General features: G+C 29.6%; 10 protein-coding genes and 1 other annotated feature. All 10 genes read right to left on the bottom strand.

From position 1 onward, the window contains the following. Positions 1–86: 86 nt before the first annotated feature. The 10 genes from ileS to serS all read right to left on the bottom strand — a co-directional run bounded on the left by ileS (position 87) and on the right by serS (position 11,110). On the bottom strand, positions 87–3,200 hold the full coding sequence (gene ileS, locus ACI3VO_RS14010; protein WP_439758512.1) for an isoleucine--tRNA ligase: 3,114 nt from the start codon (positions 3,198–3,200) through the stop codon (positions 87–89). A gap of 183 nt (positions 3,201–3,383) precedes the next feature. Beyond that, positions 3,384–3,606: a binding site (T-box leader), on the bottom strand. Between the two features lie 137 nt (positions 3,607–3,743). Beyond that, positions 3,744–4,376 (bottom strand): DivIVA domain-containing protein, encoded by a 633-nt coding sequence (locus ACI3VO_RS14005; RefSeq protein ID WP_439758511.1) that lies wholly within the window; start codon positions 4,374–4,376, stop codon positions 3,744–3,746. A gap of 11 nt (positions 4,377–4,387) precedes the next feature. After that, a complete protein-coding gene (locus ACI3VO_RS14000) occupies positions 4,388–5,170 on the bottom strand; it encodes an RNA-binding protein (protein WP_439758510.1) in 783 nt (260 codons plus the stop codon). 2 nt (positions 5,171–5,172) lie between these two features. Continuing rightward, the gene (locus ACI3VO_RS13995) at positions 5,173–5,433 is read right to left on the bottom strand and encodes a YggT family protein (RefSeq protein WP_320627141.1); all 261 of its coding nucleotides are present in this window, start codon (positions 5,431–5,433) and stop codon (positions 5,173–5,175) included. Positions 5,434–5,453: 20 nt separating this feature from the next. Beyond that, the gene (locus tag ACI3VO_RS13990) at positions 5,454–5,930 is read right to left on the bottom strand and encodes a cell division protein SepF (protein ID WP_439758509.1); all 477 of its coding nucleotides are present in this window, start codon (positions 5,928–5,930) and stop codon (positions 5,454–5,456) included. A gap of 104 nt (positions 5,931–6,034) precedes the next feature. Beyond that, positions 6,035–6,733 carry a YggS family pyridoxal phosphate-dependent enzyme gene (locus ACI3VO_RS13985; RefSeq protein WP_439758508.1) on the bottom strand — a complete coding sequence of 233 codons (699 nt, stop codon included), beginning with the start codon at positions 6,731–6,733 and terminating at the stop codon, positions 6,035–6,037. A 10-nt stretch (positions 6,734–6,743) separates the two neighbouring features. Further along, entirely contained in the window at positions 6,744–7,811 is a 1,068-nt protein-coding gene (locus tag ACI3VO_RS13980; protein ID WP_439758507.1) for an HlyD family efflux transporter periplasmic adaptor subunit, read from the bottom strand. Between the two features lie 165 nt (positions 7,812–7,976). Next, positions 7,977–9,332: a PFL family protein gene (locus ACI3VO_RS13975; protein ID WP_439758506.1), complete on the bottom strand. Its 1,356-nt coding sequence runs from the start codon at positions 9,330–9,332 to the stop codon at positions 7,977–7,979. 9 nt (positions 9,333–9,341) lie between these two features. After that, positions 9,342–9,611, bottom strand: coding sequence for an ACT domain-containing protein (locus ACI3VO_RS13970; protein ID WP_439758505.1), 270 nt, complete (start codon positions 9,609–9,611; stop codon positions 9,342–9,344). Positions 9,612–9,838: 227 nt separating this feature from the next. Beyond that, positions 9,839–11,110, bottom strand: coding sequence for a serine--tRNA ligase (serS, locus tag ACI3VO_RS13965; RefSeq protein ID WP_439758504.1), 1,272 nt, complete (start codon positions 11,108–11,110; stop codon positions 9,839–9,841). Positions 11,111–11,761: the final 651 nt, after the last annotated feature.

Here is an 11,761-nt window from a genome sequence, read left to right as displayed (position 1 = left end):
CAAAAAAGGAAGTGAATACAAAATAGATTTTACTCTATTTTGCAACACCCCCTTTGTATGTTTATACTATAGTTTTTCTAAGTATATTATTTTTTAGTTACTTTTATACCTGTTTCATGACCATTTAAGTCGTATTTTTCAAAATCAGTTGCATCAACTGCTTTTATTTCAACTGCTAATGTTTCTGTCTTGATATAGTCTGCAAATATTTCAACTGCTTTAGCTATTTCATCATCAGCATTGAATTCTATGTCTATATTGTCTAGAACTTCGAAGTTGCTTGCTTTTCTTATTTGTTGAACCTTAGATATGAATTCTCTTGCATATCCTTCATTTACAAGTTCTTCAGTTAAATTAGTGTCTAATATAACGAATATATTATTTGCCATAGCAACATCAAAGCCTTCTTTAGAAGCTATGTTTATTAAAACTTGATCTTTGTCGAATTCAAATGCTTCGCCATCTAAATCAACAGATACTTTTTCACCTGCTTCTAATTTAGGAACTACTTGATTTGCATCTAGCTTAGCTAATGCAGCTGCAAATAGTTTCATCTTAGAACCTAAAACTGGTCCTAATACCTTGAAGTTTGGTTTTAAGCTGAAGTTCATGTATTCTTCTAAGCTCTTAGCGAATACTACTTCTTTTACGTTTAATTCTTCTTTTATAAGATCTACAACGTCGCTTATTAAGCCTTCATATTTACCATCAACTAATACTTTTGATACTGGTTGACGAACTTTTATTTTACTTTCTTCTCTTGAAGCTCTACCTAAAGCAACTAAAGCCTTAGTTAATTCCATTTTTTCTTCAAGCTTAGCATCTATTAAGCTTTCATCACATTTTGGATATTTAGCTAAGTGAACTGATACTTCACCTGTTAAATCTCTATACATTTCTTCTGACATGTATGGAGCAAATGGAGCTATTAATCTGCATAATCCAGTTAATAATTCATAAGTAGTGTTGTAAACTGCTTTTTTATCTTCTGTTAATTCTGTAGCCCAGAAACGTCTTCTTGATCTTCTTATATACCAGTTAGATAAATCGTCGTTTATGAAAGCTTGTACATTTCTTATTACTCTGTTAACTTCAAATATTTCTAGGTTTTCTACAGTTTCTTTTACTAAGCTGTTGAATTTAGATAATATCCATCTGTCAAGCTCTGGTCTATCTTTATATTCAACAAAGAAATCTTTTGGATCTATATCGTCTGTATTTGCATATAATGTAAAGAAGTTATATACGTTTTTCATAGTTCCTATGAACTTACTTTGTATTTCTCTAAGTCCAGCTTCATCAAATCTGATTGGAGTCCATGGTGGTGATACGTATAATAAGTACCATCTTAAAGCATCTGCTCCGTATTTATCGAATAATTCAAATGGATTTACTGTGTTTCCTTTTGATTTACTCATCTTTTTACCGTTTTTGTCAAGAACTAAGTCGTTAACAAGTACGTTTTTGTAAGGTGCTTTACCCATTACAAAAGTTGATATTGCTATTAATGAGTAGAACCATCCTCTTGTTTGGTCTATACCTTCACAGATATAATCTGCTGGGAATAATCTTTCGAATTTTTCTTTGTTTTCAAATGGGTAATGATGTTGAGCAAATGGCATAGCACCACTGTCGAACCAACAGTCTATAACTTCTTTTACTCTTGTCATTGGTTTACCACATTCTGGACAAGTTAAATGTATTTCATCTACAAATGGTCTGTGTAGTTCTACTGTAGCTGGATCTACATTTTCTATAGCTTTTTCTGCAAGTTCTGCTCTAGATCCTACTGATTCAGTATGTCCACATTCACATCTCCATACGTTAAGTGGAGTACCCCAATATCTAGTTCTAGATATTGCCCAGTCTTTTACGTTTTCTAGCCAGTTTCCAAATCTACCTTCACCTACAAATTTAGGATACCAGTTTACTGTATTGTTATTTGCAACTAATTGATCTCTTAATTTTGTCATTTCTATATACCAGCTTGGGTTTGCATAGTATACAAGTGGAGTACCACATCTCCAGCAGTGTGGATAATTATGAGCTATTTTTTCTTTAGAGAATAATTTGCCTTCACTAGCTAACCATTTGATTATTTCAACGTCTAATCCATCTTCCATTACAAAGCGACCTTCCCATGGAGTAGCTGTAAATTTACCGCTTGTATCAACTGGTTGTACAACTGGTAAACCATATTTTCTACCGCAGTTGTAGTCGTCTTCACCAAATGCTGGTGCAGTATGAACTATACCAGTACCATCTTCTGTAGTTACATAATCAGCACAAGTTACATAAAATGCTTTTTTGTCAACTTCAACGAAAGGCATTAATTGTTCATATTCCATATATTCTAAAGCTTTACCTTTCATTGTTTCAAGTACTTCATAAGTACCTTCACCTAATACCTTGTTTGCTAAATCTTGACATACATAGTATATTTCGCCATCTTTAGAAACCTTTAAGTAATCTACTTCTGGATTTACTGTTAATGAAACATTTGATGGTAAAGTCCAAGGAGTAGTTGTCCATGCTAGGAAATATTCATTTTCAGCATCTACTTTTTTGAATTTACAGATAACTGTATTAGTTTTTATTTCTTTGTAACCTTGAGCAACCTCATGTGAAGCAAGACCTGTTCCACATCTTGGGCAATAAGGAACTATTTTATGTCCTTCGTATAAATACCCTTCTTTATTGAATTTGTCTAATATCCACCAAACTGATTCTATATAATTGTTGTCTAGAGTTATATATGGGTTGTCTAAGTCAACTTCATATGCCATTCTTTCAGTCATATTTCTCCATTTTGCTTCATAAGAGAAAACTGATTCTCTACATTTTTGGTTGAATTCTTTTATACCATATTCTTCTATTTGTTGTTTGTTTGTAAGCCCTAATTCTTTTTCAACTTGTAATTCTACTGGTAGACCGTGAGTGTCCCATCCAGCTTTTCTTTGAACTTGGTAACCGCTCATAGTTTTGTATCTACAAACCCAGTCTTTTAATGTTCTAGCTACAACATGGTGTATACCTGGGTTTCCATTAGCTGTTGGAGGTCCTTCATAGAATACATAACTTGGATCGTTGACACCTTTTTCTAATGTTTTTTCTAATATGTTTATATCTTTCCAATATTTTGACACTTCTGCTTCAGCATCTTTGACAGAAGAATCAACAAGAGGCTTAAATTTAGCCATAATATCACCCTTTCTTTTTTGATTTGATATTATTTACTCACTTTTCATAATTTCGCAATTAAAATATACATATAAGTTCTTATAAATTTAACTTTTATATATGAATTAAAAAATCCATCAACATAATTTTATAATTACTACCTTTATGTTTAATTATTACCAAATAAAAAAACTCCTCCCTTACAAAGGGACGAGTTATAATCGCGTTACCACCCTAATTCTACATATTAAAATAAATATGTAACACTCTATAGTTTAACGGCACTAACCGGCTCGGCTTAATAGACAAAATCTTTCAGCTTACAGCTCCAGAGTGATCTTCAACTTTCTCATAAATATTGGCTTCCACCTAATCCAACTCTCTGTAAATTATTTAAAAGTCTACTCTCTCTATCATAGCTTTTCTGTTCTTCAATTATACTTGATAATTATACAATAATTAACTTTATTCGTCAACAAAAAACATAATCAATATATTTTATTATTGCATATTGTATTTATATTATTGCTAATATTTATTTTTTTATACATTTAATTCAAATTTTAATTGTTTTTTGATAACTCAATATTATTTTTATCTGCTTGTTCTGTTTCCTCTACGTCTACTTCACCAGCTACTTCAGATACCTCTTGATCTAAAACTACTTCTTGAGTAAATAACTCAGCTGTATCATCTATATCTTCTTTTATATAATTACATTCTCTAAAAGGAATTTGACAATTTTCATCTACATCAGAAAAAATTTCATCGATATTTTCCATTTCATCCTCTATCAATGATTTAAATCTATTTCTGAAGACTTTAAATTCCTTTACTAAATTATCGTATTCCTTTCTCATCTCTAATACACGATTATTTGTTTCATCGATTATATGCTTTGATTGAAGCTGAGCCTCCTCAACTATTATCTTAGCCTTTTTATTGGCAGCAAGACAAGTATCCTCTGCTGCACTTTGAGCTGTAATCAATGTTGCATTTAATGTATCCTCTATGCTTTTATATCTGCTAACTTGCTCTTGATACAATTTTATCTTTTCTTGAAGATCCATATTTTCTTTATAAAGAGCTTCAAAATCTGATGTAACTATCTTTAAGAATTCGTCTACTTCCTCTTCATTATATCCTCTAAAAGATCTTCTAAATTCTTTATTTTGTATCTCAATTGGAGTTATCATGCTTTAACCTCCTATAAAAAAATCTTACCTTTTATTTTTGTCCTACCTTTTTTTGTTAAGTCTCCAATCTCAACTATAAATCTTCCATGACCTCTTACTGATACGAGGCTTTGAGATTTAACTTCTTTAGATGGAGATATTATCTTTTCATAATCTATATTTACTTTTTCACCTTTTATTAACTTTACACTTTCTGTCCTAGATAAATTATAAACGCCACTTATAATAGAATCTATCCTTAAAGATGAAACTGTAAAAGATATCTCTTTAAAATTCAATTCATTTTTGATAATATCTTTTACAGCTATTTCCTTGACCTTTACATTATTTCTAGAAACCTTGTCCAAGTTAATAATTATAAAATCGCATATATCTTCACTTACAATTACTTGACAGAAGTTATCATGTATTAGTATATCTCCAATTTTTTCTCGTTTTATACCTAAATGTAGCAAAGCTCCCAAATAATCTCTATGAGAAATGCTCTTAAATTTAAAATTCCCTTCAATCTGTATTGCTTTTAAACTACCTGTTACTTCTTCCTCTTCAATATAATACGGAAAAATATATATTATTTGCCTTTCTGATCCTTCATATCCACCATCTACTTTATATTTTAAATCTCCCTCTGAATTCAAAATATCTATTGCATTTTTAACTTCAAAGGGATTTAAAAATTCTGTAGTCTTTATATCGTAATTTTTTAAGCAACTATTTGCCTTGTCTATTACCTTGTACATTTTGTTTTTGAGTTCTATATCTTTAATATGTGCTGTAAGTCTTAATTTATCCATTTCTACCAGAATATAATATATACTAAATTTTTCATTAATCCTATTAATAAAATAGCCACCACTGGTGAGAAATCAATAGGAAGTGACACATATCTATATAAAACCTGTCTTATAGGCTCCTCAATCGGATCTGTAACCATACTTAAAACCTCGTAAAGCTTACTCATCCTAATTGATGGTATCCAACTCAATAAACATTGTATAAGTATGATGAATGATATTAAATCTAGTAATTTTATCAGCGATATTGCCAATATATACATATTATTTCTCCTTTATTCAATTATTTTTGCCATGGAAAAAAAGCCTTGCTTTCTAATTCCTTTTTCATATTTGCATCTATATCTACATTATTTGGTGCTAATATAAATATTGCCTTTGATACCTTTTGTATAGTTCCTTCGACTACATAAACTGCACCACTCATAAAATAGAATATTGCTTTTCTAGTATCTACGTCTTGAGCTAGTCCTTCTAGATTAACTATAACAGCCTTTTTTTGTTTTAAATGATCAGCTATTACAGTTACATCTTCGTATTTTTTAGGTTCTACTATTACGACTTTCATTTGATTCACTCCATGTAAATTAACAACCTTACTTGTTGCAGTAGTTTTAGTTGAGCTTTTTATTGCACTTATGTCGTTACCTATTGGTTCTTCTTCAGTTTCTTCTAATTCATCTTCTATTTCATCGTCATCATAATAATCTTCTTCTTCTGTCATCCAATGTTTAAATTTAGAAAATAAACCATTTGCCATTATTTCCATCCTCCTTTAAATTTATAATCCTTTTTTTAATATTTTTAATTATATTTTCAAGTACTAAATATAATTTAAGTCCTACATATAAATAATATTTAAACTTATTTATTATAATTTCTTGGACCAAATATTGCTGTTCCTACCCTTACAATAGTAGCACCGTGTTTTATCGCAATATGGTAGTCATGACTCATTCCCATAGATAGAGTATCCATAGAAACATTTTGAAGGCCAAGTGATTCTATTTCTAAAGATAAATCTTTTAAACCTTTAAATACGCCTTCTATAACCTCTTCATCTTCTACAAATGGTGCCATTGTCATAAGACCTTTAATTCTTATATTTTTATATTTTTCAGATACCATCTTAACAAAATCTACTACATCGTCTTTATAAAGTCCATGTTTAGTTTCTTCCTTAGATATGTTAACTTGAACTAGGCAATCTATAACTCTGTCTATTTTTTCTGCTCTTTTTTGAATTTCCTCACATAGAGGCTCTCTATCTAATGAATGTATCATTGTGACTTTATCAATTATATATTTTACTTTATTAGTTTGCAATGTTCCTATTAAATGCCAATTTACTTTATCTCCTATTACTTCGTACTTTCTAGCTAACTCTTGAGGTTTATTTTCACCTACATCTGTTATACCAGCATCTATAGCTTCAAGTACTGCGTCAGTATCGACTGTTTTTGTAACAGCCATTAAATTAACATCTTTAGGATCTCTGCCACAATCATTGCATATTGATGCAATTTCATTTCTAATTTTATTTATATTTGCTTCTATACTCATTACTTAAACGTCACCTGCTCACTTTAATATTTTTGTTTATAAAATTTGGATATAATAATATTCTATCATATAAATTCAAATTTTTTTCATCTTTAATTCTATTATAATCCACATATAGATATTTTTCATCTTTATAGAAATTTTTATTTAAACTTACAAATTCAGGCATTTTTGTCTCTTCGTTTATTACATAAACACCTAAAATATTATTTTCTTCTACAACAGATTCTATAGGTATTTTAAATCCTTCTATTTTTTTATATATTATATCAAATTCTTCAATTCTTGTATCGTATATTGACATATTTTGTTCCATAATTTTTATTATCGCAACATTTTTTCCATTCTTTTTATATATATTGTAAACTTTTCCACTAATCTCGTGTTCATTTATAACAATGCTCACATCTTGATTATTTTTGAAAACATTTTTATCAGTAAATATGTATACATATACTTCATTTGGATTTATTATTCTAAGCAATATATCCGATGATTTAACCTTATGCTTTTCAGATTTTATATCAACAAAATTATTTTCAATAGAATCTAGTATATCTTCATCTATATCTTCTATTTGGCGATCTAGCTTGTCACAATTATCATCGTATTTAAAAGATACAATTCCTGAAATAGGTGATTTATAATCTATAAAATAATTATTTCTTTTACTTTCTAATATTTTAAGCTGCTCTTTTTTATTTAGTATAATATTTGAATTTACGCTGTTTTTTTCTTTCTCTAATTTTTTTATATCATCTTGTAGGGATTTAATTTGACTTGATATTTCATCGTTTTGATTCAATTGATTTATTGTAAGTATAGACTTGTCCTTTTGGATTTTTTCTCCAGAAGAGACATTATAGCTTACAGTACCTTCTTCATTTGATTTTATAAGATATTCCTCCATTACAACTAGACCTGTTTCTTTTATATCTAACGAAATATATTCATTTTCAAGTACTTGAGTTTTTGTAAAGTATCCAATTGCCCAAATTATAATTTGGACTAATATATATACAATTACTATAAGTATAAATAAATTTGTATATTTTATTTTAATCCTCTTTTTCGCCAAGACCCCACCCCCTAAAATAATCAACTATATTATTATTTGTTATTAACAATTATTTCTCCTCTAATTTTTATAAAACCTATTGTTAAAATTTTAAATATTATTTTCAAAAAAAATTGCTGTAAAATGATCAAAATCAATTTACAGCAATCTATTTATTTCATTATATTAATTTTTAAATGAATGTATTGGAGCTGGTATTTTACCACCTCTGTCTATGAAATCTTTAGAAGAATATTTATTAACTTCCATTACAGGAGCTCTACCTAATAGACCTCCAAATTCAACCATTTCTCCAACCTTACAGCCTGGAGCAGGTATAACTCTGACTGCAGTTGTCTTGTTATTTATCATACCTATAGCAGCTTCATCGGCTATCATAGCTGCTATTGTCTCAGCTGGTGTATCTCCAGGAACTGCTATCATATCTAAACCAACTGAACATATAGCTGTCATAGCTTCTAATTTTTCTAAGCATAAAGATCCATTTAAAACTGCATCTATCATTCCTGAATCCTCTGATACTGGTATAAATGCACCACTTAATCCTCCTACACGAGAACAAGCCATAACTCCACCTTTTTTAACAGCATCGTTAAGTAAAGCAAGTGCTGCTGTTGTACCGTATGCACCTACAACTTCGACACCCATTTCTTCAATTATATTTGCAACAGAATCTCCTATTGCTGGTGTTGGAGCTAATGATAAATCCACTATACCAAAAGGTACTCCTAGACGTTTAGAAGCCTCTTGACCTACTAATTGTCCCATTCTAGTTACTTTAAATGCTGTATTTTTTATTGTATCTGCTACAACATCAAAAGATTCACCTTTGACTTTTTCAAGTGCTCTTTGAACAACTCCAGGACCACTTACACCTACATTTATAATTGTATCTGCTTCTCCAACTCCGTGGAAAGCACCTGCCATAAATGGGTTATCTTCAACAGCATTACAAAATACAACTAATTTAGCACAACCAAATCCCTTTTGTTCTTTTGTAAGCTCGGCTGTTTGTTTTACTATTTGTCCCATTTCTTTTATCGCATCCATGTTAAGTCCAGATCTTGTAGAGCCTACATTAACTGATGCACAAACCTTATTAGTACATGCTAAGGCTTCTGGAATTGATTTTATTAATATTTCATCGCCTTTAGTATAACCTTTTTGACATAAAGCAGAAAATCCACCTATAAAATCTATTCCCAATTCTTCTGCTGCTTTATCTAAAGTTTTCGCAAATTCCACATAATCTTTATCATCGCAAGCTCCTGCTACTATTGATATAGGTGTTACAGAAACTCTTTTATTTACTATTGGAATACCAAACTCACTTTCAATGTCTTTACCTACTTTTACTAAATCCTTAGCACAAGTAGTTATTTTTTTGTATATTTTTTCTCTTGCCTTTTCTCCATCAGAATCAATGCAGTCAAGTAAAGATATACCCATTGTTATAGTTCTAATATCTAATTTCTGTTCTTCTATCATGCTGATAGTTTCTAGTATATTTTTAACGTTCATGACTACCCCCTAAATTCTATGCATTTTGTTAAAAATTTCTTCTCTTTGAATTCTAGCTTCTACGCCTATAGATTCTCCTCTTTTTACTAGAGCATCCTTAATTTCGTCAAAAGATTTAGAACTTTTGCTTAAATCCACCATTACTACCATAGTGAAAAAGTCTTCCATTATAGTTTGTGTTATGTCAATAATATTGACATTTAGTTTGAATAATTCATCAGATATTGCTGCCACTATCCCCACTTTGTCTTTTCCTATTACTGTTAAAAATGCTTTCATTCCTTCTCCCCCTTTACGTTGATGATTTAATTCTATTATTATTTACATAAATTGTCAAACATTTATTTATATTTTTTAAAAATAGTTCTTATTTTAAATTATATAGTGTTTTTTATATGTATTGTTTTTATATTGATGTTCGATTTTATTAATTTACTATTTACAAATAAAAAAGCACCGATAAATTAATTATCAGCGCTATTTTATTTTTTTAATTATCTAATTTACTATTTTGTTATTACATCTACACCCATATAAGGTCTTAATACTTCTGGTACTACTACAGAACCATCTTCTTGTTGATAGTTTTCAAGTATAGCAGCTAATGCTCTACCTACAGCAAGACCAGAACCATTTAATGTATGGCAGTATTCAGCTTTAGAGTCTTTACTTCTCTTGAATCTTATTCCAGCACGTCTAGCTTGGAAGTCTTCACAGTTTGAGCAAGAAGATATTTCTACGTATCTATTGTAACTTGGCATCCATACTTCTAAGTCATATTTGAAAGCAGCAGTGAATCCTAAGTCACCAGTACATATTCTTACAACTCTATATGGTAATCCTAATTTTTGTAGTAAATGTTCTGCATTTGCAGTTAATTTTTCTAATTCATTGTATGATTCTTCTGGTGCACATATTTTAACCATTTCAACTTTGTTGAATTGATGTTGTCTAACTAGACCTCTAGTATCTCTACCTGCAGAACCAGCTTCTGATCTAAAGCATGGAGTATAAGCAGTATAGTTAAGTGGTAATACATCATATGGAAGTATTTCATTTGCATGTATATTAGTTAGAGGTACTTCTGCAGTTGGTATTAAGTAGTATCCATTGTCTACTTTGAACATGTCTTCTTCGAATTTTGGTAATTGTCCAGTTCCTATAAATGAATTTGCATTTGCCATAAATGGTGGTATAAATTCAGTATATCCTTGAACTGTTGTATTTTCATCTAAGAAGAAGTTATATAAAGATCTTTCTAATTTAGCTCCTTTATCTTTGTATAAAGTAAATCTTGATCCAGTTATTTTAGCAGCTCTTTCAAAATCTAATATACCTAAATCAGTTCCTATATCCCAGTGAGCTTTGAAATCAAAGTCAAATTTTCTAGGTTCTCCCCATTTTCTTTCTTCTACGTTATCTGCATCAGTTTCTCCTTGAGGAACTTTTGGATTTGGAACATTAGGTATTCTAAGTAATCTATATTTTAATTCATCTTGAACTTTTTTAACTTTTTCATCTTCAACTTTTATTTTATCTGATAGTTCTTTAAGTCTAGCTTTGTCTGCTGTAACGTCCTTTCCTTCTTTTATAAGTTGAGGTATTTTTTTAGATTCGATGTTCATTTCATTTTTCATTACTTCAACTTCTTTTAATAATTCTCTTCTTTCGTCGTCTAATGCTACAACTGCATCAAGGTCAAATTCTTTTTCACCTCTTCTGTCCATAGCTTTCTTAATATCATCTAAGTTTTCTCTTATTCTTTTGATATCTAACATTTTTTTCCTCCTAAGTATTTTATTATGTATAATTGCCACCTACTAAAGGCATTAGTCGCTAAACATATTTATCCAATTTAACTATATTTTATTCATTTAGAATTATATTGTCAATTCTTTAGAAAAAATATATCAGTTTATATAATACAAGCAATTTACACCCTATATAAAATTATAACCAATCTAAAAAAAAATTCCATATATAATTACAATATAAATAGATATTTTTTTATTTTATTTCCAATTTATACAAACTTTATACACATTTGTATATAAATTTATGAAATTTAAATATTCAGCACATCAAATGGAACATTATTTTTCATACATATAAGAAAATCTTTATTCTAAAGATTCATAATGTTGATTTTCTTGAAATGCATGACGAAAATTATATTTATCCACTATTTCAAAGGAATATAATTTAAGTACTTGGCGCAGCAAGTACGCTACCCTTTCCTATGCATTATAAAAAGGGGATACTTAAATTATGCATCCCCTTATAATTCGCTATTATTTTAAATTATTATTTGTTAGCTTCTTTAGCTCTTTCTTCCCAGAATTTAGCTCCTTTTATTCCTAAGCTAACAGGGTCAAAAGTTATTTCTGTAGTAGGAACTCCAGCTTTAAGTTGACGTTCATAGTCATTGA

This window comes from Intestinibacter sp., assembly GCF_051866655.1.
Classification (GTDB): Bacteria; Bacillota; Clostridia; order Peptostreptococcales; family Peptostreptococcaceae; genus Intestinibacter.
Note: the sequence above shows the minus strand (reverse complement) of the source record. Positions and strands in the feature narration are given on the sequence as shown.

Coding starts and splice junctions, on each gene's coding strand:
- ACI3VO_RS13990 (WP_439758509.1), bottom strand. CDS start 5,930: ATGGCAAATGGTTTATTTTCTAAATTTAAACATTGGATGACAGAAGAA.
- ACI3VO_RS13985 (WP_439758508.1), bottom strand. CDS start 6,733: ATGAGTATAGAAGCAAATATAAATAAAATTAGAAATGAAATTGCATCA.
- ACI3VO_RS13970 (WP_439758505.1), bottom strand. CDS start 9,611: ATGAAAGCATTTTTAACAGTAATAGGAAAAGACAAAGTGGGGATAGTG.
- ACI3VO_RS13975 (WP_439758506.1), bottom strand. CDS start 9,332: ATGAACGTTAAAAATATACTAGAAACTATCAGCATGATAGAAGAACAG.
- ACI3VO_RS14000 (WP_439758510.1), bottom strand. CDS start 5,170: ATGGATAAATTAAGACTTACAGCACATATTAAAGATATAGAACTCAAA.
- ileS (WP_439758512.1), bottom strand. CDS start 3,200: ATGGCTAAATTTAAGCCTCTTGTTGATTCTTCTGTCAAAGATGCTGAA.
- serS (WP_439758504.1), bottom strand. CDS start 11,110: ATGTTAGATATCAAAAGAATAAGAGAAAACTTAGATGATATTAAGAAA.
- ACI3VO_RS14005 (WP_439758511.1), bottom strand. CDS start 4,376: ATGATAACTCCAATTGAGATACAAAATAAAGAATTTAGAAGATCTTTT.
- ACI3VO_RS13995 (WP_320627141.1), bottom strand. CDS start 5,433: ATGTATATATTGGCAATATCGCTGATAAAATTACTAGATTTAATATCA.